The 26,164-nt window shown below is 54.3% G+C and carries 24 protein-coding genes, 1 rRNA gene, 2 pseudogenes and 1 riboswitch; of the genes and pseudogenes, 21 read left to right on the plus strand and 6 right to left on the minus strand.

What is annotated here, in order from left to right; genetic code table 11:
• The 4 genes from rrf to EH198_RS14585 form a co-directional block, all read left to right on the plus strand.
• Positions 1 to 88, plus strand: a 5S ribosomal RNA gene (rrf, locus tag EH198_RS14570); the annotation flags it as partial.
• Positions 89 to 241: 153 nt separating this feature from the next.
• Positions 242 to 733, plus strand: a complete 492-nt coding sequence (locus EH198_RS14575; RefSeq protein WP_185702901.1) for a heme-binding protein — start codon at positions 242 to 244, stop codon at positions 731 to 733.
• 198 nt (positions 734 to 931) lie between these two features.
• On the plus strand, positions 932 to 1,681 hold the full coding sequence (locus tag EH198_RS14580) for an acyl-[acyl-carrier-protein] thioesterase (protein ID WP_185702902.1): 750 nt from the start codon (positions 932 to 934) through the stop codon (positions 1,679 to 1,681).
• Positions 1,682 to 1,852: 171 nt separating this feature from the next.
• Positions 1,853 to 3,997: a DNA topoisomerase III gene (locus EH198_RS14585; RefSeq protein WP_124696259.1), complete on the plus strand. Its 2,145-nt coding sequence runs from the start codon at positions 1,853 to 1,855 to the stop codon at positions 3,995 to 3,997.
• Between the two features lie 345 nt (positions 3,998 to 4,342).
• On the opposite strand, the gene EH198_RS14590 is transcribed toward EH198_RS14585, so the two are convergent.
• Positions 4,343 to 5,383: a zinc-binding alcohol dehydrogenase family protein gene (locus tag EH198_RS14590; RefSeq protein ID WP_124696260.1), complete on the minus strand. Its 1,041-nt coding sequence runs from the start codon at positions 5,381 to 5,383 to the stop codon at positions 4,343 to 4,345.
• Between the two features lie 141 nt (positions 5,384 to 5,524).
• Here EH198_RS14590 and EH198_RS14595 point away from each other — a divergent pair, with 141 nt between their 5' ends.
• From EH198_RS14595 to EH198_RS14610, 4 genes and pseudogenes are all read left to right on the plus strand, one after another.
• A complete protein-coding gene (locus EH198_RS14595) occupies positions 5,525 to 5,902 on the plus strand; it encodes a winged helix-turn-helix transcriptional regulator (protein ID WP_124696261.1) in 378 nt (125 codons plus the stop codon).
• A 222-nt stretch (positions 5,903 to 6,124) separates the two neighbouring features.
• Complete coding sequence (locus EH198_RS14600) at positions 6,125 to 6,388, plus strand: DUF1294 domain-containing protein (RefSeq protein WP_124696262.1); 264 nt, start codon at positions 6,125 to 6,127, stop codon at positions 6,386 to 6,388.
• A gap of 44 nt (positions 6,389 to 6,432) precedes the next feature.
• Positions 6,433 to 6,867: a universal stress protein gene (locus tag EH198_RS14605; protein WP_124696263.1), complete on the plus strand. Its 435-nt coding sequence runs from the start codon at positions 6,433 to 6,435 to the stop codon at positions 6,865 to 6,867.
• A gap of 124 nt (positions 6,868 to 6,991) precedes the next feature.
• Positions 6,992 to 7,249 (plus strand): annotated as a pseudogene (locus EH198_RS14610) (IS1595 family transposase); the annotation flags it as partial.
• 554 nt (positions 7,250 to 7,803) lie between these two features.
• On the opposite strand, the pseudogene EH198_RS14615 reads toward EH198_RS14610, so the two are convergent.
• A pseudogene (locus tag EH198_RS14615) lies at positions 7,804 to 8,828 on the minus strand (transposase).
• 328 nt (positions 8,829 to 9,156) lie between these two features.
• Between EH198_RS14615 and EH198_RS14620 the strand changes: the two are divergent.
• Positions 9,157 to 9,642: a DUF2975 domain-containing protein gene (locus EH198_RS14620; RefSeq protein WP_124696264.1), complete on the plus strand. Its 486-nt coding sequence runs from the start codon at positions 9,157 to 9,159 to the stop codon at positions 9,640 to 9,642.
• A gap of 10 nt (positions 9,643 to 9,652) precedes the next feature.
• Positions 9,653 to 9,871, plus strand: coding sequence for a helix-turn-helix domain-containing protein (locus EH198_RS14625; RefSeq protein ID WP_124696265.1), 219 nt, complete (start codon positions 9,653 to 9,655; stop codon positions 9,869 to 9,871).
• A gap of 206 nt (positions 9,872 to 10,077) precedes the next feature.
• Here EH198_RS14625 and EH198_RS14630 read toward each other — a convergent pair whose 3' ends face one another.
• From EH198_RS14630 to EH198_RS14640, 3 genes are all read right to left on the minus strand, one after another.
• Complete coding sequence (locus EH198_RS14630) at positions 10,078 to 10,650, minus strand: nitroreductase family protein (protein WP_124696266.1); 573 nt, start codon at positions 10,648 to 10,650, stop codon at positions 10,078 to 10,080.
• A gap of 469 nt (positions 10,651 to 11,119) precedes the next feature.
• A complete protein-coding gene (locus EH198_RS14635) occupies positions 11,120 to 11,662 on the minus strand; it encodes a DUF1667 domain-containing protein (protein ID WP_124696267.1) in 543 nt (180 codons plus the stop codon).
• Positions 11,663 to 11,883: 221 nt separating this feature from the next.
• Positions 11,884 to 12,651: a hypothetical protein gene (locus EH198_RS14640; protein WP_124696268.1), complete on the minus strand. Its 768-nt coding sequence runs from the start codon at positions 12,649 to 12,651 to the stop codon at positions 11,884 to 11,886.
• Between the two features lie 325 nt (positions 12,652 to 12,976).
• Positions 12,977 to 13,078, plus strand: a riboswitch (purine riboswitch).
• A gap of 230 nt (positions 13,079 to 13,308) precedes the next feature.
• On the opposite strand from EH198_RS14640, the gene purE reads away from it, so the two are divergent.
• The 8 genes from purE (at position 13,309) to purF (ending at position 22,007) form a co-directional block, all read left to right on the plus strand.
• Positions 13,309 to 13,794: a 5-(carboxyamino)imidazole ribonucleotide mutase gene (gene purE, locus EH198_RS14645; protein ID WP_124696269.1), complete on the plus strand. Its 486-nt coding sequence runs from the start codon at positions 13,309 to 13,311 to the stop codon at positions 13,792 to 13,794.
• Between the two features lie 26 nt (positions 13,795 to 13,820).
• Positions 13,821 to 15,062: a 5-(carboxyamino)imidazole ribonucleotide synthase gene (locus tag EH198_RS14650; protein ID WP_124696270.1), complete on the plus strand. Its 1,242-nt coding sequence runs from the start codon at positions 13,821 to 13,823 to the stop codon at positions 15,060 to 15,062.
• A gap of 6 nt (positions 15,063 to 15,068) precedes the next feature.
• Positions 15,069 to 16,364 carry an adenylosuccinate lyase gene (gene purB / locus EH198_RS14655; RefSeq protein WP_124696271.1) on the plus strand — a complete coding sequence of 432 codons (1,296 nt, stop codon included), beginning with the start codon at positions 15,069 to 15,071 and terminating at the stop codon, positions 16,362 to 16,364.
• A gap of 27 nt (positions 16,365 to 16,391) precedes the next feature.
• Entirely contained in the window at positions 16,392 to 17,285 is an 894-nt protein-coding gene (locus EH198_RS14660) for a phosphoribosylaminoimidazolesuccinocarboxamide synthase (protein WP_124696272.1), read from the plus strand.
• A gap of 76 nt (positions 17,286 to 17,361) precedes the next feature.
• Positions 17,362 to 17,607 carry a phosphoribosylformylglycinamidine synthase subunit PurS gene (gene purS, locus EH198_RS14665; RefSeq protein WP_124696273.1) on the plus strand — a complete coding sequence of 82 codons (246 nt, stop codon included), beginning with the start codon at positions 17,362 to 17,364 and terminating at the stop codon, positions 17,605 to 17,607.
• A gap of 5 nt (positions 17,608 to 17,612) precedes the next feature.
• On the plus strand, positions 17,613 to 18,302 hold the full coding sequence (purQ, locus tag EH198_RS14670) for a phosphoribosylformylglycinamidine synthase subunit PurQ (protein WP_124696274.1): 690 nt from the start codon (positions 17,613 to 17,615) through the stop codon (positions 18,300 to 18,302).
• Positions 18,280 to 20,526 (plus strand): phosphoribosylformylglycinamidine synthase subunit PurL, encoded by a 2,247-nt coding sequence (gene purL, locus EH198_RS14675; RefSeq protein ID WP_124696275.1) that lies wholly within the window; start codon positions 18,280 to 18,282, stop codon positions 20,524 to 20,526. The genes purQ and purL overlap by 23 nt, the downstream gene beginning before the upstream one ends.
• Positions 20,511 to 22,007 (plus strand): amidophosphoribosyltransferase, encoded by a 1,497-nt coding sequence (gene purF / locus EH198_RS14680; RefSeq protein WP_124696276.1) that lies wholly within the window; start codon positions 20,511 to 20,513, stop codon positions 22,005 to 22,007. Before purL ends, purF begins: the two co-directional genes overlap by 16 nt.
• Positions 22,008 to 22,198: 191 nt before the next feature.
• Here purF and EH198_RS24375 read toward each other — a convergent pair whose 3' ends face one another.
• Positions 22,199 to 22,438, minus strand: a complete 240-nt coding sequence (locus EH198_RS24375) for a hypothetical protein (RefSeq protein WP_148091504.1) — start codon at positions 22,436 to 22,438, stop codon at positions 22,199 to 22,201.
• 236 nt (positions 22,439 to 22,674) lie between these two features.
• Here EH198_RS24375 and purM point away from each other — a divergent pair, with 236 nt between their 5' ends.
• The 3 genes from purM (at position 22,675) to purH (ending at position 26,143) form a co-directional block, all read left to right on the plus strand.
• Entirely contained in the window at positions 22,675 to 23,718 is a 1,044-nt protein-coding gene (gene purM, locus EH198_RS14685; protein ID WP_124696277.1) for a phosphoribosylformylglycinamidine cyclo-ligase, read from the plus strand.
• Positions 23,718 to 24,332 carry a phosphoribosylglycinamide formyltransferase gene (gene purN / locus EH198_RS14690; RefSeq protein ID WP_124696413.1) on the plus strand — a complete coding sequence of 205 codons (615 nt, stop codon included), beginning with the start codon at positions 23,718 to 23,720 and terminating at the stop codon, positions 24,330 to 24,332. Before purM ends, purN begins: the two co-directional genes overlap by 1 nt.
• 263 nt (positions 24,333 to 24,595) lie before the next feature.
• Positions 24,596 to 26,143, plus strand: coding sequence for a bifunctional phosphoribosylaminoimidazolecarboxamide formyltransferase/IMP cyclohydrolase (purH, locus tag EH198_RS14695; RefSeq protein ID WP_124696278.1), 1,548 nt, complete (start codon positions 24,596 to 24,598; stop codon positions 26,141 to 26,143).
• Positions 26,144 to 26,164 lie beyond the last annotated feature (21 nt).

Here is a 26,164-nt window from a genome sequence, read left to right on the forward strand (position 1 = left end):
CGTACCCATCCCGAACACGACCGTTAAGCCCTCCAGCGCCGATGGTACTTGGACCGAAGGGTCCTGGGAGAGTAGGACGCCGCCAAGCACATGAACCACTGCTGAATTTCAGCAGTGGTTTTTTGTGTTTTTTAGAGGAGAAGCTCTGAATTTTAACGGCGATTTCATAAAACCTTCAGTAGATTCATAGTAATGATATGAGGCGGATCGTAACGATTAATCAGACAGGAGGATGATCATGATGGCGGCGACGATCGAAGAGGTATTGCAGCAGGAGCGTGATATGGAGCTTGATTCGTTCTCGGCGGAGGATGCCTTTACGTTGGGAATGAATGTACTGGAAATTGCCGGCAAACAAAGCAGAGGTCTCGTCGTTTCGGTCAGACGCAATGGAAAGCTGTTATTTTACAAAGCCGGAACGAATACGGTTATTGATCAAGATGATTGTATTAGGCAAAAGACGAATGTCGTTAACCTGCATAGCCATAGCTCGCTGTACCTTTTTTTGAAGTATGACGGTGATGAACAAGCCTACTGCCAAGTCAACGGCGTTAGTTCCGGGGATTATGCTCTAAATGGGGGCTGCTTTCCTATTAAGCTGAGAAATGCAGGAATGATCGGAACGGTAGCGGTTTGCGGGCTGACTTCGGAGGAGGAACATATGCTATGCCTGAATGCCATTTCCCTCCTTAAGCGGCAGCAATACAAAGGAGAAGCATCATCCGCCAAATGATTACGCTACGGGGATATACGCTCATACCAGCCGGCAGCTCCGGAATCGGAGTTTGACCGGTTTTTGTTATGTGCCCCAATTCCGTCTGCAATTGAGAGTTGCTTTTTAACCAAATAGGGCTATACAGTATAAAAAGGCTGGATTTTCATTGAATTAAACATGGAATTATAATTAACGTATATGGAACAGGGGTATGTTATGGACAAGTTAACTGCTCCCTTATGGGAGGAAAATCAAAAGGTCTATGCCAGCGACACGGATTTTCGGGCGGGAGGCAAGCTTTCTTTTATTCTGGATATGATGCAGCACGCAGCCGATTCGGCCGTAGCCGGTATGGGAGTCAGTCTGGCAGAGATGCTGCGGATGAATATGGGATGGATGCTGATGACTTTGGATGTACAGATTGGGAGCCTTCCCCGGCAAGGAGATCAATTAGCGGTTCGTACTTGGTGTAAAGGAACTAAGGGGCCATTGTGGCAGAGGGATTACCGTATTTTTAATGGTCAGGGTCATGAGGCGGTGTCGGCAAGGTCGGTATGGGCGCTCGTTGATACCACGAAACGGAAGATTTTGCGGCCGAGCGCATTTCCGGCTGAAGTTCAGTTCTATACCGGCGATTCAGTGGGGGATATTCCCGAAAAAGTCGTCATTCCCCAAGAGATTGTGCTAACCGAGGCTTACCGGTATCAGGTCAGGTACAGCGGGCTGGATAATTACGGACATTTGAATAATGCGCGTTATGGGGATTTGTGCTGTGATGCGCTTCCGCTGACGGCTTTTGAAACGAAACAACTGCGGCGCTTCCGGATTACCTATTTGCAGGAGGCAACCTTTGGGGAGGAAATGGTTATTCAGGCGTCTGTTGAAACAAGTGGAGGCTTTTATGTGCGGGGGGTTCGGGAAAATAAGGTATATTTTGAAGCGCATCTGGATATGGATTCCGAATAGTGTTTCTAATAAGGGCGGCTTATTCTTACCGGTGGGTGAGAGGAAGCCGCTTTTTGACGACGGAACGGCATATGCCCCGATAACGGCAGACGGATAGGCCACATACTGGGTGCGCTTGTTCCTGCCCCTCCTCGTAATGGTATAATAGTCCGGTATGGAAAGGAGCAAGCTATGAAAGCATTAATACTAGCGGAGAAGCCGTCAGTGGCGCGCGAGATTGCGCGGGTGATGGGCTGCCGGGAGAAGCAGAAGAGTTATATGGAAGGACCGGGGTATATTGTGACCTGGGCGCTCGGCCATCTGGTGGGTCTGGCGGAGCCCGAGGATTATGATCATAAATTTGCGACATGGGCGCTGGAGGATCTGCCGATCCTGCCGGACCGGATGAAGCTGAAGGTGCTGCGGGAGACGGGCGGACAGTTCAAGGCGGTTCAGCATCTAATGAAGCGCCAGGATGTCGGTGAGCTTATTATTGCGACGGACGCGGCGCGTGAAGGGGAACTGCTGGCGCGGTGGATCATGTCCATGGCCCAGTGGAAAAAGCCGTTCCGGCGGCTGTGGATCTCTTCCCAGACGGACAAAGCGATTAAGGAAGGCTTTGCGTCGCTTAAGCCGGGCCGCGAGTTCGACCGTCTGTATGAGTCGGCGCGCTGCCGTGCCGAGGCCGACTGGATGGTCGGCCTTAATGTGACGCGGGCGCTGACCACTAAGTTCGGCGCACCGCTCTCGGCGGGACGCGTGCAGACGCCGACGCTTGGCATGATCATGGACCGTGAACGGGAAATCATGAATTTCCGGTCCCAGGAATTCGACACGCTGATCGCGGACTTCGGGAATTTCCAGGCGCAGTGGAGAGCGGGCGGCGGAGACGGTAGGATTTTTGACAAGGACAAGAGCGCTGCGCTGGCCAAGCGGCTTGAGGGACGAAGCGGTACGCTGACGAGAGTGCAAAAAAGCGAGAAGAGCGAGCCTCATCCGCTCGCTTACGATTTGACGGAGCTGCAGCGGGATGCGAACCGAAAATTCGGCTTCTCGGCGAAGCAGACTTCGAGCGTGCTTCAGCGGCTGTATGAGCAGCACAAGCTGGTCACGTACCCCCGGACGGACAGCCGGTATTTGACGGCGGATATGACGGGTACCTTGAAGGAACGACTGGATAGCGTGGCGGTTGGTCCTTATGCGGCGCTTGCCCGTCCGCTGCTTCGCAAACCGCTGAATATTACGAAGCGGATCGTCGACGACAGCAAGGTAAGCGACCATCATGCGATTATTCCGACGGAGCAAACGGTCCTGCTGAACCAGCTCAGTACGGAGGAGCGGAAGCTCTACGACTTGATCGTGCGCCGGTTCATCAGCCTGTTCTATCCGCCGGCCCGTTACGATGCGGTAGCCGTAACGGTTACGGTGGACGGGGAAACTTTCACGGCCAAGGGTGCGACCGTTAAGGACGCCGGCTGGCGCGAAGTCTACGGCGGCGACCTCAGTACGGACGATGACGAGGAGTCGGAGTCCGGGGGAGGCGAGGCGGAAGGGCGCGGCGTGACGCTGCCGGAGCTGCGGCAGGGCGATACGGTATCGATCCGCCGCTGCATGCTGCGCGGCGGCCGAACGCAGCCGCCGGGACGCTACAACGAGGCGGCGCTGCTGACGCAGATGGAGAAGCATGGCCTCGGTACGCCGGCGACCCGGGCGGACATTATTGAGAAGCTCGTATCATCGGATACGATCGAGCGGCAGGGTAATGTCCTGCATCCGACAGGCAAGGGCAAGCAGCTGATCGATCTGGTTTCAGCGCAGCTTCGCACGCCGGACCTGACGGCCCGCTGGGAGGCCGAGCTGGAGCGGATTGCCCGCGGCCAAGGGAAGCCGGAGCCGTTCCTGCAGGGCATCCGCGGCATGGCCAAGGAACTCGTCGGCGAAGTCAAGAGCAGCGGCGCGGAGTACAAGCCGCATAATGTCTCCAGCAGTCACTGTCCGCAGTGCGGCACGCGGCTGCTGGAGAAGAAGTCGAAGCGCGGCAAGCTGCTCATCTGCCCGGCAGACGACTGCGGTTATACCCGGGCAGGGGAGAAGCGGTTGTCAAACCGCCGCTGCCCGCAGTGCCACAAGAAGATGGAGCAGAAAGAAGGCAAAGCGGGCTTGTTCGTTCAATGTCTCGGCTGCGGAATTACGGAGACCGTGAATAAGGACAGCAAGCATATGAACAAGCGGGAACAGCAGAAGCTGGTGCAGCAGTACAGCAAGCCGGAGAGCATCGGAACAAGCCTCGGAGATCTGCTGAAAGCTGCAATGGAAGGCAATAAAGAGGGGAAATAAGGGCGCCGATAAGCGGATAAATGCCATAATACAAGTAAAAAAACTTCAGGATCTATCAGAACAGGCCATGGACGGGAAACCGTCCGTGGCTTTTCTAATAGTTCCGTTCTATGTCGGCGCGGCATTTGTAACGGTTGCGGTAGACGTCGTCCGGATGGGACGCGTGTTCCTGTGTCATGTGGACGCATCGTCCGGCAGGCATTAAGCGGATTAAACGCGGGCGCCGGTAGAAAACCGGCCAATCGCGAATCAGAAAACTCCCGCAAAGCGGGTGGGATGACCCACAGCCTTGACGGGAGTTTTTTGCAAGCTGTAAGGTTCTTGTTTGAGTACCCTCAAGCCGATCTATTCAAAATGCTCCAATACGATCTTCCCAACCGTCCGGCCGGTTTCGACCATGGCATGCGCCTTGCGCAGATTGGCGGCGTTGATCGGTTCCAGTTTGTCGGTCAGGGTGGTACGGATCACTCCGGAGTCGATCAGGCGGGCGGTTTCATTCAGCAGCTCATGCTGCTTGACCATATCCGCGGTTTGGTACAGCGAACGGGTGAACATGAATTCCCACACGAAAGCTGCGCTTTTATTTTTGAGCAGGTCCAGATCAAGCGGCTCGTCGGTTTCGACAATCGAGCAGATTTTGCCCTGGGGAGCAATGGCTTCGGCCATATGCCCCCAGTGCTGCACAGTGGCGTTTAGGCACAAAATATAATCGGCATGCGAAATTCCGGCAGCGTTCATTTGGGCAAGGAAAGGCTCGTAATGGCTGATGATATGATCGGCCCCGAGGCTCTTGGCCCATTCGGACGATTCGGAGCGGGAAGCGGTGCCGATCACGGTCAATCCCGCATATTTGGCCAACTGAATGGCAATGGACCCAACGCCGCCGGCGGCGCCGATAATGAGCAGGGTTTTGCCGGCATTATCTTCTTTGGACATCGAGATGCCCAGTCGATCGAACAGCCCCTCCCATGCGGTAATCGTCGTCAGCGGGAGCGCGGCTGCCTCCGCAAAATCGAGAGAAGCGGGCTTTTGTCCGACGATCCGTTCATCGACAAGATGGTATTCACTGTTCCCGCCCGGACGGTCGATGGCGCCTGCGTAATACACTTCGTCCCCCGGCTGAAACAGCGTGCAATCCGGCCCCGCATGCTCTACAATTCCCGCTACATCCCAGCCCAGAACCTTCGGCGACGATTCCGTCTTTGCTTTGGGAGCGCGAACTTTGACGTCAACCGGGTTGACGGATATGGCGTTGACTTTGACGAGCAGATCCCTTCCGGCGGGAACCGGCTTTTTGATCTCAAGATCGATCAGACTCTCCGGTTCTGCAATATCGAGATACTTGTAAAGTCCTACGGCTTTCATCGTTTGCTTGCTGCTGTTCATATGATCTCCAACTCCTCGGTAAAATTTTTGTGTTCAAAAGTAAAAAAATGTCCTATGTTTATATTAAACAAATGGTTACAAATTAATAAGTACGCACATTAATGTGATGTAGTATCTAAATTGATACTTAGGAGGATTTGTATGCGAAACCGTAAAATCGGATATGGCGAATGCCCGAATGATCAAGGCTGCCCGGTTGAATATACACTGGATGTGATAGGGGGGAAATGGAAGGGGGTTCTGCTGTATCATCTGATCGAAGGAACCAAAAGGTTCAATGAGTTCAGACGAATCTGCCCTGCCGTTACCCAAAGAATGCTGACCCTGCAGCTGAGAGAGCTGGAAGAGGACGGCGTGATTCATCGGGAAGTGTATCATCAGGTGCCGCCCAAGGTTGAATACTCGCTGACGGAGTTCGGGCTGACGCTGGTTCCGATTATTTTGCTGATGCGGGATTGGGGCGAGGTGTACAAAAACAGATCCGGCTCACAAAACGGGCAGCTTCCTTCTCAGTCGTAACGGGAGTTTCCGGAAAACGGGAGCCTCCCGATACGCATAAAGGATATCAGAGACGATCTCCTAGGAGAACGATAGATAAAGGCAAGAAGACAGCTGCAATGAAGCGGCAGAAGCTAAGGGAAAGGCCGGGAAACCAGGCTTCCGAAGGCGGTTCTTTGTTGGTTTTTTATCTGAAAGGGTAATATAATAAAGGTATAGGGCGGCAGGGGAGAGGAGTCTGGAATGGTCAAGATTGTGGCGATATGGTTCGCAATTATCAACATTATCGGCTATATAGTCATGTCGGAGGACAAGGATAAAGCCCGCGGCAGAAGGGAACGTGTGCCGGAGAAAACGCTGTTTCTGCTGGCGGCGATCGGAGGGGCTCTCGGCGTGATGACAGCCATGTACCGCAGACGCCACAAGACACGGCATCTTTCCTTTGTCATCGGCATTCCGGTGCTGGTGCTTCTGAACGTCCTGATGTACAGCTATTTTTTGCAATAAACCTTTCATAAGGCAGGACAAATTGAAAAAAAGAGGTGGCGTACATGTTATTCTCTAAAATCTTGCTCGCCTATGACGGATCGAAAGCGGCCAACAAAGCGTTGGATCGCGCAATCGAACTGGCCAAGGTAACGCCGGGGTCCTCCCTGCATGTCGTACACGCATTTGAATTCCCGCGGTTTTTTATCGGGGAAGCTCTCGCGCCTCTCCCGGCTTCGGTCAATAAGGATTATTACGATTTGGCGGTGCAGACGACTGAAGATGTGAAGAAACGTCTGGATTCGGAAGGGCTTAACGCGGTAGTGGAACTGCTTCAGGGCTCCCCCGCCGAGATGATTCTGGGCTATGCCAAGCAGCATGCCGTGGATCTTATTGTTATAGGCAGCCGCGGCCTTGGCGGAATCCGTGAATTTGTGCTCGGAAGCGTAAGCCATAATGTAGTGCAAAGCGCGAAAATACCGGTGCTGGTCGTAAAATAAAAAACTCGGGAAGAGGAGGAACGCTTCGGCGTTCCTTTTTTGTTAGGCTATGTTAAACTTCGTTGTTGATATTTGACATATGCGAACTAATGTTCTATAATAAGGGTAATATCACTGTTCGGAGATGATTTACCTAGGGGATTTAAAGGAACTGAAAAAGCTTGCTGATACGTTGGACGATAATGGTAAGCGAGAGCTTATCTACTTTTTACAGTCACGAACCAAAGGAGTGTTGGTTCCAGTTCGAGCGATTGATGAAATACAAGAGCAGAAGCATAAAGATGGGCTTGTTTGCCCGCATTGCAAAAACTATTCTGTCGTGCGATTTGGGAAGTACGCTGTAAAAACACGTACTGGAGAGGTTAAACGTCAACGCTTAAAAAAATGGATGGACCGCTTTAATGGTGTTGCAACCAAATATTGCAAGATTATTTGGCTTGGTTTCGTTATATAGACAGCAAGGAATATGAGAATACCTCATCGAATAAGAAAAATATGTTGGTCAAATCGTGTTTGTTTACTGTGACCGACACGAATACCAAACTTCGGCTCTCTGCTTATTCTTGTTAAGCTCCCTCGAAATGATTTAGTATCCTCACTCAGCCTCATGAATTCGCAGGATTTCACCCTGTGGTAAATGTAAGAGAAGAGGAGATGGAGGAGCCGGTGGCTGGGGATATTAGAAAGGGCATGCGGGAACAAAGGCGAGGTGTCCATCACCCATATTGTTCCATATATGTACGTCTCCACTTACCCTAGCGATTCTCACTCCCATGTCGGGGCGGGTCTATGCCCTTTCATTCCTTCGTCACATCTACCTAAGGGGTGGAGGTCGGTTTTTCTAACGGAACGGGTCCGAGCCCTTTTGCTCAACGTCTCCCGATACTCCGTGCTCTTTGTAATCCTGCGAATGCATCAGTTGGTGAAAAACGCTGCTTAGGCTGCTTGCGGAAATACTTTAGCCGAGATGTAATCTTCGTTGCTTTTGGCCAGACCGACAAGCATGCGGGCCACTTTACCGCATAATTTCATAATCGATTTCATTTTCTTTAGCTTTTTTACGTCAACATTGTGGTGGTGCAGAGCTTTAATATCTGGATTGGTCATGACCATACACATCGTCATGAGATAGAGGAAACGTCGAAGACGAGGGCGTCCGCGCTTACTGAGCACCATTTTTCCACGCCACTTCCCAGAGCTTGCCTCAGCCAAGTTTAGACCCGCATGTCGTAATAATGCGTTTCCGTGCGCGTAGCCGCTAAGATCACCGGCTTCGCCTAGAACTCCAGCTAAGCTCGTTACATTTACGCCCCGAATGGCAAGCATCTTCTGAGCGTAAGGAATCCGCTCCAGGATGTGATGAAGCTCGTGCTCAATCTGCTCAAGCTGGCGCTGCGCCAAGTCGTATTCTTCGAGCAACTGACCCAAGTGCAGCTTGTACGCGTGCAGTGCCTGCGTGGCGCCAACGCTGCGTTTAGCCAGCGCAATGAGCTGCTCGGCGCGAAGAACCCCTGCATGACGCTTCACATATTGCTTCCAGCCGGAATGACTTGCTCGGTCGTTAACCGGCTAATTTCTTTCGGGAGAGGAAACAGTCTTAACGTGGCAATGCTACTAGTGCAGGTAAGAATTTTAAAAACATGCCGAAGTTCTGGAAATACAATATCTACCCAGCGATGGATCTGGTTAACGGCGCTGTTCAGCCGTTTGGCAACCGTGTCGCGGTTAGCCATGAGAATCTGCAGCTCCTCGTAGGCTTCCGGATTGAATCGTGCAGGGGAATAGTAGCCGTTTTTGACCATATTCGCGATGACGAGTGCGTCTTTACGGTCGTTTTTGGATGGGGTATTGTCGCGGTTTTCCTTGTTCTTTTTGACGAGATGGGGATTTACGAGAACCAGATGCAAAGAGGAAATGTTTTCAATGAGTTGATTTTGCTTGTCCTGAGCTTTAAACTTCATAGTAGAGCGACCTCCTAAATGGTGAGATTAAAAGGGCTGTAGACCCGTATCCAACTCCCATGTTACAGAGGCGCTCTTTTTTTTACAAAGTCCAAATTATTCAGTTTACAGGAATTTTAACGGGCAGTTTTGTTGAACCAGTTGTAAATTTAACATTTTAAAGCAAGAGCATTTCTTTGTAATGAGAAATGCTTTTTATATTTGTCAAAATTAAAAGGATATTCAAATAACAATAATAGTATAATAAAAACAATATAAATTTATTTCAAAACGATAAATTATATACTAAAATCATGTTGTCATTAAATAAGTGGAGGAGGTGTTTTAAATGAATGTTAAACCAGGTTCAACCACTTTCTTAAAGGTAATTATTTTTCTGGCTGGAATTGCAGTGCTTGCTTTGTGTATATTTTTAGTGCCCCATATGGCGAATTTCGCAGCAAAATTGTATCCAAATATTGCCCTAATGAAATATCTCGTTTTCATCGTGATGTATGGAGCGGCTGTGCCTTTTTACTTTGCTCTCTATCAGGCTTTCAATCTTTTACGGTACATTGACGAGAACACAGCGTTCTCGGAATTATCTGTAAAGGCGTTAAAGAACATAAAGTGCTGTGCGATTACAATCAGTGGTTTGTATGTATTAGGTTTGCCACTCTTTCGTTTTATAGCGAAGAAAGTTGACCCTCCTATTGGATTAATGGGGCTCATCATCATTTTTGCTTCGTTGGTTATCGCCGTTTTTGCTGCTATCCTCCAACGGCTTCTACAAGAAGCGATTAACATAAAATCAGAAAATGATTTGACGGTCTGAGGTGGGGGATATGACAATTATCATTAATGTTGATGTGATGTTAGCAAAACGAAAAATGAGCGTAACGGAGCTTTCGGAGAGAGTTGGAATTACTATGGCGAATCTCTCCATTCTGAAAAATGGGAAAGCAAAAGCGGTTCGTTTTTCAACATTAGAAGCGATATGTAAGACTTTGGATTGTCAGCCAGGTGATATTTTGGAGTACAAAAGCGACGAAGACACTCAATAAAAACAGACAACTAATTTATTTAACTAACGGGTATGATAGCTCAATGAACCGCCTTTTCACCAAGGCGGTTTTCTTATGGTCAAATATCAACATTAGAATTTAACATAGCCTTTTATTAACTAAGAGGGTACAACATTCCCGTACTTGCGAAAAGAGGCATGGAAACGAGTCTCTGCTCTTTTCGCGTTACGGTTATATCGATTTATTTACAAATTAACGATGATGTCCTCCAGTTTCCGCTTCGGCACATGATGAACGCCTTGTTCGTCACGCCAGTATTTGATATCCTGCGGGTCCGTCACTTCTTCCAGGACAACAGCTTCCTTCGGTTTGCCAAGCGCAATAACCAGTATAACCTCGTATCGCTCCGGAATATGCAGCGCCTCTGTTAAAGCCTGCTTATTGCTTGCGCCGAACATGCAGCCCCCGAGCCCCTTCTCGCAAGCGCCCAACAGGATGCTTTGACAAGCGATTCCATGATCCCAGAAATGGTTGGCGCTTATCTCCTTGTCGCCCAGCACCACAATATAAGCTGAAGGCCGCTCGCCCTCCTCCGGTCCATCCCAATCCGTCAAATAACCCGCCCATCTCAGATGCGGAAAGATCAGGCTGTTCTTCTCATCATCATGGGAAAGGATGTACTTCAGGGATTGCAAATTGCCGCCGCTCGAAGACAGGCGAGCCAGATCAATCAGTTCCTCCAAAGTTTCCCGCTCAATTTTAACATCCTCATAAAACCTTCTGTACGTTCGGTTTTTCTTGACAAGCTCCTTAATCACACTCGACAACCTCCATTTTATTAGCTCCGTGTTCAGCCTGAATAATCGACGGCCTTTAGCCGCCCGTCCTCGTAAAGAACACTTTATACTCTTAGTATTTCTATCAGTATACCATGTTCCACTTAGGCTGAAATCTTTTTCATTACAGAAAAAATTGCCCTTGCACTTTGTCAACCTCAATCCGTTCTTCAATGGAGATGCCTCCGCGGATCAAGCAAATCCCCCGCAGCAAAGCGCCAAACATAGAAAGACCCTCCACCAAGCCATCCATTCTAAGGTTGCCCCGTGTCTTCAGCCGGGTTAAGGCTTCCAGACAAGCCTATAGGTTTCATCTATGTTCAGATTGCCCTGACACTCTCCGCAGCCTGGGACTGAATGAGGAGGTCCTTTTGTTTATATTGCGCAAGATAAAAAACGCGCGTGATGAAAACTAACACCTTGCACCGGATATGTCATGAGCAACTGATAATTATTGATCCTGCGCAACGCCTTTTGAACTGATGACATCTGTGCCGGTTCCCAGAATGCCGACAATTAGTATCTCTCCTACTCTGACTGGGGCCTTCACCCGGAGTTCCTTGACCAGCCGCATCCATTCGCCAATCCATTCCTTCGGCAGCGGCTCACTGGAGCGAACTGGAAGGCGTTTGCAGACACCGCCCTCAATTGGAACCGTAGTTGTCACAATGCGGGAGGGGCAGAGGATTTCATCATGCGCATACCCGTCTTCGTCGTCGAAACCGACAATCAGCATGTCGATGGGTTTGAACGCGACATCAAGCTCCCGGCACAGCGCCTCGAACATTTGCCTGCCCTGAAGAGTCAACCGCCCCTTAAGCTTGTCCGGCCGGGCGGTGTGTCCATTGTATACGATGCCGCTGTTGGCCTTCGTCGCCCCGCAGGCAATCTCATTATTTTTCTCAAGCACGGTGATACGAAGCTGATATTTGGACAGTTCCCTGGCAACCGCGGTTCCAACAACTCCGGCACCTATGATGACGATATCGTACATGCGTTCTTTCCTCCTTTCCGTGAGCTAATCGGTGACTTCCGGCTTGCCAGCCATACAATGATAAGAATCGCTTGTCCATCGCCGAAAATAACAGTTTAGGCAGGATACAGGTTCGTCCGACACCCATTCCTCTTCTACATCGGGACGGAAGGAGGGGCAGCGCGATGCTTGTTCCTCAGCCTGAAGGTTTACGGATGAATAACAGTCATGCTCATCCCCGGTCATTGGCCTATCCTCTGAAGCAGATGAATCTGCTGCTTGGAGCAGGTCTGCCAAACGGGCGCCTGTTCCCCGGTTTTGAGCGGCTGGACCGGAATGACCGCCTGGCCTTCCGACAAGATGGATTTCACCATATTTCCAACAACCACCGTTGCTTCCTCGCCCAGAAGGGCTCCACCAAGGCTTCTGATCCCATCCACCCCGGCGAGCGCGCAAAGCTCGGCTGCAGTAAGAATGGTTCCCGGCTCTCCGACTTTATGCTTATCTTTGAACGACCCGTCGTTGCCTCCTAGGCGCAGTCCCGCTCCGGCCATCGCCCCGATTACGCCTTGTCCGGTTCCGCCGTGTTCCGACAGGTGAATTCCAAGCTCCGACGCCAGAACGTATGCATCATTCTTGTCCAACACTTCCCGCTTGGCACGATAACCGAAGTTGACTAACCGCGCAGGGTCCACCAGCCGATTCGGGACTACGACGCAGAGGCCGGGATCAGCCTCCGGCTCGCTCTCCGTTTCCAAATGCCGGGCGCTGAAATCAATGACAGCCTGAAGATACTGAGGATCAATCTCCGCTTCAAAACACATCGAGCTGTTGTGTGAGGTATAAGGGATGTCCTCATGGAGCAGGAGCTGATGCCGGGTAATTCTGCTGGAGTCACCCCAGCCGTTGGATTTAATGGCCCGGGCTATATTTTTCGCCAAATCTCCTGTGCCCTTTATTCCTTTGGTCGTAAAATTATCCGTATCGTCAATACTCACCAATATTCGCATAAGGTTCTCGCCTTCCATTAATTAATAGCACTAATTATATCTAAATATAGCTTAATATATTTAAATATGAATTATATCAGCAAACGTCTGCCCCAGAAGCGCTAGGATGCAACCGACACAATAATGTAATAAATATTCCATTATATAAGGAAGCATTTCTCACAAGCCTTTTAAGGGAGACAGTCCCAACTTCTTCAGGATATGGACAGGCTTTGGAGAAAGACATTCGGGATAGAGCACAGTAATTCTGTCAAAAAGCGAACATTTTACCGGGAGCCTATGATAATGTTCGTGTTTAAGTTGACATACGGTGTAGGGGGTTGTTAAACTGAAGGCATAAACAGCTCGTATAAATCCGGGGATAGGGCCCGGAAGTTTCTACCTGGGAACCGTAAATTTCCGGACTACGGGGAATTGAAAGACATCAGGCGACATCGCTTGCGGCCCGTCCGTCAGAAACGATGCTGTCCTTTTTTCTGTCGCTCCTTGAGGGGAGAAGTCGAAAAATGTCTATTTTTTCCTCTGTAGTCCGAAATTCCCGCAATATCGTCAGGGAATCGGGCTTTTTTTGTGCGAATTATGGAAAACTATAGAGAAATGGGTCAAGATAGAAACTGGAGCTGATTAACCATTCATGAACGGAAGGCAGGTTGAACAATGTCGGTGCAGGTAGCTGTCATCATGGGCAGCAAATCGGATTGGGAAACAATGCAGCATGCATGTGCGGTGCTGGAAGAGCTTGAGATCTCCTATGAGAAAAGAGTGGTGTCCGCCCACCGCACACCGGATCTCATGTTCCGCTTTGCGGAGGAGGCCGCGGACAGGGGCATCCGCGTCATTATCGCCGGCGCCGGAGGCGCTGCGCATCTGCCGGGCATGGTTGCGGCGAAGACGATCCTGCCGGTCATAGGCGTACCGGTGCAGTCGAAGGCGCTGAACGGGCTGGATTCGCTGCTCTCCATCGTGCAGATGCCGGGAGGCATTCCGGTCGCGACAGTTGCGATCGGCAAGGCCGGCGCGGTCAATGCCGGGCTGCTGGCGGCCCAGATCATCGGGGCGTTCGATCCCGAGGTGCAGCGCCGGGCGCAGCGGCGCCGGGACGCCATCCGCGACGAAGTGCTGGAAGGCAGCGACGACCTATGAGCGGCGGAATCAGCGGAGGTGCGGATATGCCGGAGCGTAAGGCGCAGCCGCGGACGCTCCGTCCGGGAGCGACCGTCGGCGTGCTCGGCGGCGGGCAGCTCGGGCGCATGATGGCGCTGTCCGGCAGCGCCATGGGCTACCGCTTCGTGGCGCTGGACCCTGCGCCGGATGCGCCCTGCGGGCAGGTATCGCCGCAGATCGTTGCGGCGTACGACGACATCGGCGCGGCGCGGGAGCTTGCGCGCCGCGCGGATGTGATCACGTACGAGTTCGAGAACGTCGACGCGGGCGTGGCCGCGCTGCTGGCGGAGGAATCGTACGTGCCTCAGGGCAGCGCGCTGCTGCACACGACGCAGCACCGGCTGCGCGAGAAGGCCGCCATCGAAGCTGCGGGCGTCCCGGTAGCCCCGTACCGCAAGGTGGCGAGCCTTGCGGACCTTAAGGCGGCCGCTGCGGAGCTCGGCCTGCCGGCGGTGCTGAAGACCGTCACCGGAGGATATGACGGTAAGGGACAGGCCGTCCTCCGCTGGGAGGACGAGCTGGAGGACGCGTTCCGGCGGCTCGCGCTGGAGCGGGCCGACTCGGCCGCTTCGCCGCAAGGCGCTCCGGCGGCAGGAGACGCCGGCTCTCCGGGAGCGTCGGAAGACGCCCCGCTGGTGCTGGAGAAATTCGTGCCGTTCCGGTGCGAAATTTCGGTCATCGCCGCCCGCAGCCCGCGCGGCGAGGTGAAAAGCTTTCCAGCAGCGGAGAATATTCATGTGAATAACATTCTCCACCTGTCCATCGTCCCTGCCCGGGTGCCGGAGGCCATCCAGCGCAAAGCCCGCGAGCTGGCGGAGAAGCTCATCGCTGGGCTGGATGCTGTCGGGCTGCTGGCGGTGGAGATGTTCGTGACGGAGGACGGCGAGCTGTTCGTCAACGAACTGGCGCCCCGGCCGCATAACTCCGGCCACTACACGATGGACGCCTGTGCCACCTCGCAGTTCGAGCAGCATGTACGGGCGGTATGCAATCTGCCGCTTGGCGACACGGAGCTGCTGACCCCGGCCGTTATGGTTAATGTGCTGGGCCAGCATTTGGAGGGCGCTGTCGGACGTTGTACCAGCGATGATGAAGACGCCAACCGGCTTGGAGTCATCTCCAAGCTTCATATATATGGCAAGACTGAAAGCAAGACCGGCCGCAAAATGGGCCATATCAACCTGCTCTGCAAGGATACAGCGGATGCGCTGGCCTGGGTAGAGCAAACTAACCTTTGGAGGAACTGAAATCACATGATCGAACGTTACAGCAGACCGGAAATGCGTGCTATCTGGACCGAAGAAAATAAATTCAAAGCCTGGCTCGAAGTGGAGCTGTGTGCCTGTGAGGCGTGGGCGGAGCTTGGCGTCATTCCGAAAGAGGATACGGTCAAGCTGCGGGAGAACGCGGAGTTCAATATCGACCGCATCTACGAAATCGAGCAGGAGACGCGCCACGACGTTATCGCCTTTACACGCGCGGTTTCGGAGAGCCTTGGGGCGGAGCGCAAATGGGTGCATTACGGCCTGACCTCCACCGATGTCGTTGACACGGCGCTGGGCTATCTGTTGCGCCAGGCCAACGAGATTTTGGAGAAGGACATTGTGAATTTCATCGAAATTTTAAAAGATAAGGCGGTCGCCTACAAAGATACTCCGATGATGGGCCGCACGCATGGCGTACATGCCGAGCCGACAACGTTCGGTCTCAAAATGGCGCTGTGGTACGAGGAAATGAAACGCAATCTGGAGCGGTTCCGCCACGCAGCAAGCGGTGTACAGTTCGGTAAAATCTCCGGCGCGGTCGGCACCTACGCCAACATAGACCCGTTCGTGGAGGAGTTCGTCTGCCGCAAGCTGGGCACAAGCCCCGCGCCGATCTCGACGCAGACGCTTCAGCGTGACCGTCATGCCGAGTATATGGCGACGCTGGCGCTGATCGCGACTTCGCTCGACAAGTTCGCCACTGAAATCCGCGCCCTGCAAAAGAGCGAGGTACGCGAGGTCGAGGAAGCTTTTGCCAAAGGACAAAAAGGCTCGTCGGCGATGCCGCACAAGCGCAACCCGATCGGCTGTGAGAACATTTCCGGCCTGTCCCGGGTCATTCGCGGACATATGATCACCGCCTACGAGAACGTGCCGCTCTGGCATGAACGCGACATCTCGCATTCCTCGGTGGAACGGGTTATTCTCCCGGATGCGACGATGCTGCTTAACTATATGCTGAACCGCTTCGGCAATATCGTGAAGAACCTGACCGTGTTCCCGGAAAATATGAAGCGCAACATGGAGCGTACCTACGGGGTTCCGTTCTCCGGCCGGGTCATGACGAAGCTGATCGACAAGGGCTTCAGCCGTGAGCAGGCTTACGATACGGTACAGCCGCGCGCCATGCAGGCTTGGGAGACGCAAAAGCATTTCCGCGAAATCGTGGAGAGCACCCCGGAAATTACGGCGGTACTCAGCCCCGAAGAGATTGCGGACGCGTTCAATCCGTCGTGGCACCTCAAAAATGTCGATACGATTTTCCGCAAGCTGGGCTTGATCTAAACTCATTTCTTCAAGGGAGGAAAGACCATGACATACCCTGCCGTATCGACTGCGGTGGATTTGATCGACGCACCGCTGCTGTATAAAGGCAAAGTGCGCGAGCTGTACGATTTGGGAGAGCATATGCTGATCGTCGTGACGGACCGGATTTCTGCGTTCGACTATGTGCTGGAGCCGGCCGTGCCTGAGAAAGGCAATGTGCTGAACCGGCTGAGCGCCTTCTGGTTCGGGCAGACGAAAGAACTGCTGGAGAACCATGTTGTTCATATCGATGTGGACCGTCTGGGCAGCATTGTCAAGAATCCGGAGCTGCTAAGAAACCGCATCATGGTTGTGCGCAAGGCGCAGCGGATCGACATGGAATGCGTGGTGCGCGGATACATCACCGGCGGCGGCTGGCGGCAGTATCAGGAGACCGGCAAGGTGAACGGCATCGAGCTGCCTGAGGGTCTGCGCAAGAACGCACAGCTGCCGGAGCCGATCTTTACCCCGGCGGCCAAAAATGACGTTGGACACGACGAAGACATTCCTTTTTCCAAAATGCAGGAATTGATCGGCGAGGAGCTGGGGGATGAGCTAAAGGAAAAGAGTCTGAAGCTGTATGCTTTCGCACGTGATATCTGTGCAGAGCACGGTATTTTACTGGCCGACTGCAAATTCGAATTCGGCATTCTGGACGGCAGGGTGATCCTTATCGACGAGATTTTTACGCCGGACGCCTCCCGTTTCTGGGCAAAAGACAAGTACGCGCTTGATATTGAAATCGACAGCATGGACAAGGAGCCGGTGCGGGCTTATCTTGCGTCCTCTTCCTGGGATAAAAACAGTACCCCCGACCCGCTGCCGGAGGAAGTCGTCGCCGAGACGAGCCGCCGCTACCTGGATATTTACCACCGGATTACCGGTCATTCGCTGAACTGATTTTTTGGATATTGGGAAATTCAATATAAATTTAAGATGCTTAACGGCATGAACATTTAGGAGGAACGACAAAGGTATGTTAAAAGCGACGGTATATGTAACCATTAAAAAAAGCGTGCTTGATCCCCAGGGTGTAGCTGTACAAGGGGCGCTTCATTCCGTAGGCTTCCAGGAAGTTGAAAGTCTGCGCATCGGCAAGTATATCGAACTGACTCTGGATACGAACGACCGTGAAGAGGCCGCAAAACGGCTTAAGGCAATGTGCGAGAAGTTGCTCGCAAATACGGTGATCGAGGATTACCGATACGAATTGGAGGCGTGAGTGTCATGAAATTTGCTGTCCTTGTCTTTCCCGGCTCCAACTGCGACATCGACTGCTACAAAGCGGTCGAGGAAACGCTTGGCGAGCCCGTCGACTTTGTGTGGCATACGGCGACCGACCTGTCTGCTTATGACTGCATTCTCGTTCCGGGCGGCTTTTCTTACGGCGATTACTTGCGCTGCGGCGCGATTTCGCGTTTTGCTCCCGTGATGAACGAGGTAGCCAAAGCGGCCGAGCAGGGCAAGTTCGTGCTTGGCATCTGCAACGGCTTCCAGATTTTAACCGAAGCTGGACTGCTGCCGGGCGCGCTGCGCCGCAACGAATCGATGAAATTTCGATGTCACGATACGACGCTTAAGGTCGTTAACTATAAAACGCCTTTCACGAAGGACTATACGGCAGGCGAAGAAATCATCATTCCCATCGCCCACGGCGAAGGCAATTATTATTGCGATGAAGAGACGCTGGCTGCGCTTAAAGCGAACAACCAGATTGTATTCACTTATTCGGACAATCCTAACGGCTCTGTAGCCGATATTGCGGGCATCTGCAATGAACGCGGCAATGTCGTCGGTATGATGCCGCATCCGGAGCGCGCGGTTAATTCCCTGCTCGGCTCGGAAGACGGCAAACGGATGTTCAGTTCAATTTTGAAGACCTGGAGGGATACTCATGGCACAGCAAGTGTCCGCTAAGGAACCGACTGCGCAGCAGATCAAGGACCAAAAAATTTACAGCCAGTTCGGCGTGTCGGATAGCGAATATGAGCTGATCTGCTCGTTCATGGGACGCCTTCCCAACTACACCGAGATCGGCGTGTTCAGCGTTATGTGGTCCGAACACTGCGCGTACAAGAATTCGAAGCCGCTGCTGCGGCGATTCCCGGTAAGCGGCCCCCGCGTCCTGATGGGACCGGGCGAAGGCGCAGGGATTGTAGACATCGGCGACAATCAGGCCGTTGTATTCAAAATCGAGAGCCATAACCATCCGTCAGCAGTAGAGCCATATCAAGGCGCTGCAACGGGTGTGGGGGGGATTATCCGCGATATTTTCTCGATGGGCGCAAGACCGGTAGCCGTTCTGAATTCCCTTCGTTTCGGCAAGCTCGAAAGCGACCGGGTCAAATATTTGTTCGAGCATGTCGTGTCCGGCATCGCGGGCTACGGCAACTGTATCGGCATCCCGACCGTCGGCGGCGAAGTGATGTTCGACGAAAGCTATGACGGCAATCCGCTCGTCAACGCGATGTGCGTCGGTCTCATCGATCACGACAAAATCCAGCGCGGCGTCGCCAAGGGCGTCGGCAACCCGGTGTTCTACGTCGGGCCGCCTACAGGACGCGATGGCATTCACGGTGCGACTTTCGCGTCGGTAGAGCTGAGCGAGGAATCGGAAGCGAAAAAGACTGCGGTGCAGGTCGGCGATCCGTTCATGGAGAAGCTGGTGATGGAAGCTTGCCTCGAACTGATCGATACCGGCATCGTCCTCGGCATTCAAGATATGGGCGCGGCGGGCCTGACCTGCTCCAGCTCGGAAATGGCGAGCAAGGCGGGCAACGGTCTTGAACTGTATCTCGACCAGGTGCCGCAGCGTGAGGAAGGCATGACGCCTTACGAGATGATGCTTTCGGAGTCGCAGGAGCGGATGCTGTTCGTCGTCGAGCCGAAGGATGAGGCGCAGGCGCAGGAGATTTTTGACCGCTGGGGAGTCATTTGCTGCAAAGTCGGCAAGGTAACGGACGACGGTCAGTTGAAGCTGTTCCATCACGGTGAGATTGTCGGCGACATGCCGGTAACGGCTCTGGTGGATGAGTGTCCGGTGTATGACAAGCCTTCTTCCGTACCTGCTTATTACGAGGAGAACGCTGCGGTCGATACGCTTCGTTATGAAGAAGTGACCGATCTTGGCGGCGCGCTTAAAAAAGTGCTGGCTTCCCCAACGGTGGCAAGCAAGGCATGGATCTACAACCAATACGACTACATGGTTCGCACCAGTACGGCGGTTCGCCCCGGCTCGGATGCCGCGGTCGTGACGATTAACGGCACGCGCAAAGGCCTTGCGATGACGACGGACTGCAACGGCCGTTACGTGTATTTGGACCCTGAAGTCGGCGGAAAAATCGCGGTCGGCGAAGCGGCGCGGAACATCGTCTGCTCCGGCGCGCAGCCGCTGGCGATTACGGACAACCTGAACTTCGGCAGCCCGGAGAAGCCGGATATTTTCTGGCAGATGGAGCGCGCCGTTGACGGCATGGCGGAAGCCTGCCGCGTGCTGGACACGCCGGTTATCGGCGGCAACGTCAGCCTGTACAACGAGAATGCCACAGGCGCCATCTATCCGACTCCGGTAGTCGGCATGGTCGGCCTTGTGGAGGATACGGATCATATTACGACTCAGGCCTTCAAGAACGAGGGCGACGCCATTCTGCTGCTCGGTGAAACGCGCGCGGAGCTTGGCGGCAGCGAGTTCCAGTACGCCGTTCACGGCGTAACGGAAGGCCGTCCGCCGCAGCTGGACCTGGCGGTTGAGCGCAAGCTCCTTGACGCTGTTCTCGGCGCCATCCGCAGCGGCCTTGTCCGCTCGGCGCATGACCTGTCCGAAGGCGGCATTGCGGCCGCGCTGGCCGAGAGCTGCATCAGCGGCCGGATCGGCGCGAACGTTGAGCTGGCCTCCAGCGGCCTGCGCCGCGACGTGGCGCTGTTCAGCGAGAGCCAGTCTCGTATTCTGCTGACCGCTTCGAGCGGCAAGGCGGAGGAGCTGCGGGCGTATATCGCCGCTGCGGGCGTGCCGGTACAGATCATTGGCACCGTAGGCGGCGAACGTCTGCGTTTAAATCTTGACGGTTCTTCCGCCCTGGACGAACCGGTGGCGGAGCTTACAACCATTTGGGAGGATGCTATTCCATGTCTTATGAAATAAAGACCGGGAACAAGCAGGCGGAACCCCTCCTGTGGACCGGCGACTTTTACAACGAAGGAACGGGCTCGGGAGATATATTTGATACATTGAAAGAAGAATGCGGCGTTTTCGGGGTCTTCGGACACCCGGAAGCCGCTTCCATGTCTTATTACGGCCTTCATGCGCTTCAGCACCGCGGCGAGGAAAGCGCGGGGATCTGCGTGGCTAACGGCCGGGACTTCAACTACCACCGCGGGATGGGACTGGTCAAGGAAGTGTTTGACAAGGACAAAATCCTGTCGCTGGTCGGCGACATGTCCATCGGGCATGTTCGTTATTCCACCAGCGGAGACAGCCGGCTGACGAACGCGCAGCCGCTCATCTTTAAATACCGTGACGGCGATCTGGCGATTGCCACGAACGGCAACATCGTGAACGAGCCGCTGATCCGGCGTCAACTGGAGAGCAGCGGCTCGATTTTCCAGACGACAAGCGACACCGAGGTATTGGCGCATCTGATCGCGCGTTCACCGAAGGATTTTGTGGAAGCGGCCAAAGAGGCCCTTCAGCAGCTCGTCGGCGGCTTCGCTTTTCTGCTGATGACCAACGACAAGCTGCTGGTCGCTTCCGACCCGAACGGTCTGCGGCCGCTCGTGATGGGGCGCGTCGGGGAAGCGTATATTTTCGCTTCGGAGTCCTGCGCTCTGGAGACGATCGGCGCGGAGCTTGTCCGCGATATCCAGCCGGGCGAGCTGCTGATCCTGGACAAGGACGGCTTGACGGAGGACCGGTTCGCCGAGCCCCAGCGCAAGGCGCTGTGCGCGATGGAGTATATTTATTTCGCACGGCCCGACAGCGATATGAACGGAGCGAACCTGCATGCCGCCCGCAAGCGGATGGGCAGCCGGCTCGCGCTTGAAGGCTTTGTCGACGCCGACATCGTGACAGGCGTACCGGATTCCAGCATCTCCGCTGCCATTGGCTACGCGGAGCAGACCGGCATTCCGTACGAACTGGGGCTGATCAAGAACAAGTACACCGGCCGGACCTTCATTCAGCCGAGCCAGGAGTTGCGTGAGCAGGGTGTCAAAATGAAGCTCAGCGCCGTCCGCCGCGTCGTGGAAGGCCAGCGTGTCGTCATGATCGACGACTCCATCGTGCGGGGCACGACCTCGCGCCGGATCGTGAATCTGCTGCGCGAAGCGGGAGCGACCGAGGTGCATGTGCGTATTACATCGCCACCTTTCAAGAACCCGTGCTTCTATGGCATCGACACGCCGGACCGGCGGGAGCTGATCGCCTCCCATCAGTCGGTTGAAGAAATTCGCCGCGAGATCAACGCGGATTCGCTGGCGTTCCTATCGCCAACCGGACTGATTCAGTCCATCGGCGGCCTGAGCAGCGGTGATTACAAAGGCGGGCTGTGCCTGTCCTGTTTCGATAACGATTATCCGACGCAGGTTGACTTTGGCGGGGCTGAGAAGGAAGGATGCAGCTGCTAGCGTTTTTTCGATCCCCCTAAATCGTGGGTCCATCCCCCTAAATCCCCCTTGCCAAGGGGGACCCCGGAGGGCCTGCCCTCCGGCCACCCGAAAGCTCGGCGTAATTGTGTTTGGTTTGAACTTGCTAAGCGGGGGATTGGTGTGGGCAGCCGCTTATCGTCCCTTCCGCTTGCGCGGATAGCGGGACACGCTTAACGGCTCTGCGGCTCCCGGCATCCGGCCTGGGGCCGCCGCCGGGGCTTAAGGCGCACCGCTGCTTCGCTTAGCGTTGCATAAGGGCTCGTCCAGCCCCAACCTGTTCGCTTCGCGAAGGCGCTGGCTGGACTCGCCGCAAGCGAGGAGGACCGCCGCTTCGCTCGGCGGTCACTAGGGGGCTTGACCGCCCCGTGCTGTTCGCTGCGCGAAGTCGCGGCAGGTCTCGCCCCGGGCACGGGCGCCGGTTACATCGGCGCCCGGCCTATCCCGCTCCCCCTCGATTCCGGGAAGGCGTCATGAAGGGGAAGATTGGAACTGGAGAAGCGTAGCGTTCGCCTTTATGCTCGGATTTCGACCGCCAAGCGGTTCAATCCGGAAATCCGAGCATAACAGCGATCGGAAGTCCAAGCTGTCCACGAAATGACGACTTAACCGGAATCTTTTGCTTAACTACATGAAAAGAGGTGTCCAAGTGTCGGAAGCTTACAAAAACGCCGGTGTGGATATTGCGGCGGGCAATGAAGCGGTAGAACGAATGAAGAAGCATGTGAAGCGCACGTTTCGCCCCGAGGTCATGACGGAGCTCGGCGGATTCGGTGCGTTGTTTGGCTTGAATAAAGATAAGTACGAGGAGCCCGTGCTGGTATCGGGAACGGACGGAGTCGGCACGAAGCTGAAAATCGCCTTCGCTGCGGACCGTCACGATACGATCGGCATCGACGCGGTCGCCATGTGCGTGAACGATATTGTAGTACAGGGCGCGGAGCCGCTCTTTTTCCTGGATTATCTGGCCTGCGACAAAGTGGTGCCGGAGAAGATCGAAGCGATCGTTTCGGGAATCGCGGAAGGCTGCCATCAGGCGGGCTGCGCGCTGATCGGCGGAGAGACGGCGGAAATGCCGGGCATGTATGCGGAAGGCGAATATGATATCGCAGGCTTTACGGTTGGTGTCGCAGATAAGGCCAAGCTGGTAACTGGCGCAAATATCGGGCCCGGCGATGCGGTGATCGGACTTGCCTCCAGTGGTGTTCACAGCAACGGTTTCTCGCTGGTGCGCAAGCTTTTGCTGGACGGAGAAGGCGGGCATGGTCTGGATGAGGTGCTGCCGGAGTTGGGCGCGCCGCTTGCCGACGTGCTGCTGGCGCCGACCAAAATTTATGTTAAGCCGCTTCTCGCACTGCTGGAACAGCTTCCGGTGAAGGGCATGGCGCATATTACAGGCGGCGGCTTCATCGAGAACATTCCGCGTGTGCTGCCGGATGGCGTCAATGTGGACATCAAGTACGGCTCGTGGCCGATTTTGCCGATTTTTGAGCTGCTTCAGCGTAAAGGCAGCGTGACCAACCGCGATATGTTCACGACCTTTAATATGGGTATCGGCCTGGTGCTGGTAGTGGGCGCGGATGACGCGGACAAAGCGCTGCAACTGCTGAAAGACAGCGGCGAGGAAGCGTATGTGATCGGCAAGGTCACGGAAGGAGAACGAAAGGTCACCTTTACGGGAGCGGATGTATGATGGATTACAGCCGGATCGCCGTGTTTGCTTCGGGGCAGGGCAGCAATTTTGCGGCGCTGGCGCAGGCGCAGCGTGAAGGGCGGCTGGGCGGTGGCACCATTGAACTGTTGGTGTCCGACCGGCCGGAAGCGCTTGTGGCGCGCCGGGCGCAGGAGGCCGGGGTTCCGGCCCTTCTGCTGCGGCCCAAGGATTTTGACAGCCGCGAGCAGTACGAAACGCGGATTGTAGAGGAGCTTCATCAGCGCGGGATCGGCCTTATTGTGCTGGCCGGATATATGCGGCTCATAACCCCGGTACTGCTGTCCCCCTATGAGGGACGCATCATTAATATTCATCCGTCGCTGCTGCCGGCTTTCGCCGGGAAGGATGCCATCGGACAGGCTCTGGCTTACGGAGTTAAGTTGACGGGAGTGACGGTGCATTTTGTCGATGGAGGTATGGATACGGGGCCTGTCATTGCCCAGCGGGCGCTTACGGTAGAGGACGACGATACGGCGGATACTCTCGCTGAGCGCATTCACCGGGTCGAGTACGAGCTTTATCCGGAAGTGGTCGCCGCTTTTGCAGCCGGAAGGGTCGGGCTGAACGGAAGAAAGGCAACGGTTCGGCAATAGCGGTGGGGCGGTCGTCAGTTTCATTCGACATTTGAATGAGTGAGCCCTTGGAGTTTTGATATTTCTCGGGAAATATTGCACAAGCTGTGAGAAATGTCGGATAAGCTGCCTTTGAACCTGAATGGGACATATTAAGCAGCAAGAGCATCATTTAGCGAGCGGCTGCCGGAAACCCGAAATAAAAAGTTTAAAAATAGAAATATTCATGCAGTCAATGTTTTACCCAATAAACCGTAAGTCAATATGGAGGAGGACTATACAAAGTGAGTATCAAAAGAGCGCTGGTCAGCGTATCGGATAAACGGGGCATCGTGGACTTTTGCCGCGAGCTGTCGGCATTGGGCGTAGAAATCATCTCCACGGGCGGAACGAGCACCCTTTTGGCAAAAGAAGGCGTGCCAGTCATCGGTATCTCCGACGTGACGGGCTTTCCCGAAATCATGGACGGACGCGTCAAAACGCTGCACCCCGCCGTTCACAGCGGCCTGCTGGCGGTTCGGGACAACGAGGAGCATACGCGCCAGATGACCGAACTGGGGCTGGATTACATCGACCTGGTTGTTGTGAACCTGTACCCGTTCGCGGAGACGATCGCAAAGCCGGATGTAACGTACGAGGAAGCGATCGAGAACATCGACATCGGCGGGCCGACCATGCTGCGTTCGGCGGCGAAGAACCATGCGTTTGTAAGCGTGGTGGTGGACGCCGACGATTACGCCAACGTGCTTGAAGAAGTGCGTGCGGGCGGTGACACGACGCTGGAAACCCGCAAACGGCTTGCGGCAAAAGTATTTCGCCACACGGCGTCTTATGATGCCCTGATCTCCGACTATCTGTCCAATGTGACCGGCGAACCGCTGCCGGAGCGCTACACGGTAACTTACGAGAAGATTCAGGATTTGCGCTATGGCGAGAACCCGCATCAGAAGGCGGCATTCTATCGTACACCGCTGGCGGCTCAGGACACGCTGACCGGCGCCGAGCAGCTGCACGGCAAGGAATTGTCCTACAACAACATCAACGACGCCAACGCGGCGCTGCAAATCGTCAAGGAATTCAATGAGCCGGCGGTTGTGGCGGTGAAGCATATGAATCCATGCGGTGTCGGCATCGGCGAGAGCATCTTGGAAGCTTACCAAAAAGCTTACAACGCCGATCCGGTCTCCATCTTCGGCGGCATCGTGGCGGCTAACCGCTACATCGATTCCGATACGGCGAATCTGCTCAAGGAAATTTTCCTGGAAATCATTCTGGCTCCCGGATTTACGGACGAAGCGCTGGAAATTTTATCGAAGAAGAAAAATATCCGTCTGCTGAAAATCGGCGGGCTTGGCGCGGCCGCAGAGCGGAAGAGCAGCTTTGTCGTCACAACGGTTGAGGGTGGCATGGTCGTGCAGGAAAGCGACGTTCACTCCATTAACCCGGACGATCTTAAAGTCGTAACTGACCGCAAACCGACCGAAGAAGAACTGAAGCAGCTTCTGTTCGGCTGGAAGGTTGTCAAGCATGTGAAGTCGAACGCTATCGTGCTTGCAGCGGACGACATGACAGTCGGCGTGGGCGCGGGACAAATGAACCGCGTGGGCGCTGCGAAGATTGCCATCGAGCAGGCCGGAGACAAAGCCAAAGGCGCGGTGCTGGCTTCAGACGCATTCTTCCCGATGGGCGATACGCTTGAATTTGCAGCCAAAGCGGGCATTACGGCAGTCATCCAACCGGGCGGCTCCGTCCGGGACGAGGAATCGATCAAGGTTGCGAATGAGCACGGAATCGCTATGGTCTTTACCGGCGTCCGTCATTTCAAACACTAGAACGGACCGGAGGTTTTATAA

The organism is Paenibacillus rhizophilus, from assembly GCF_003854965.1.
In the GTDB taxonomy this organism is placed as follows: domain Bacteria; phylum Bacillota; class Bacilli; order Paenibacillales; family Paenibacillaceae; genus Paenibacillus_AQ; species Paenibacillus_AQ rhizophilus.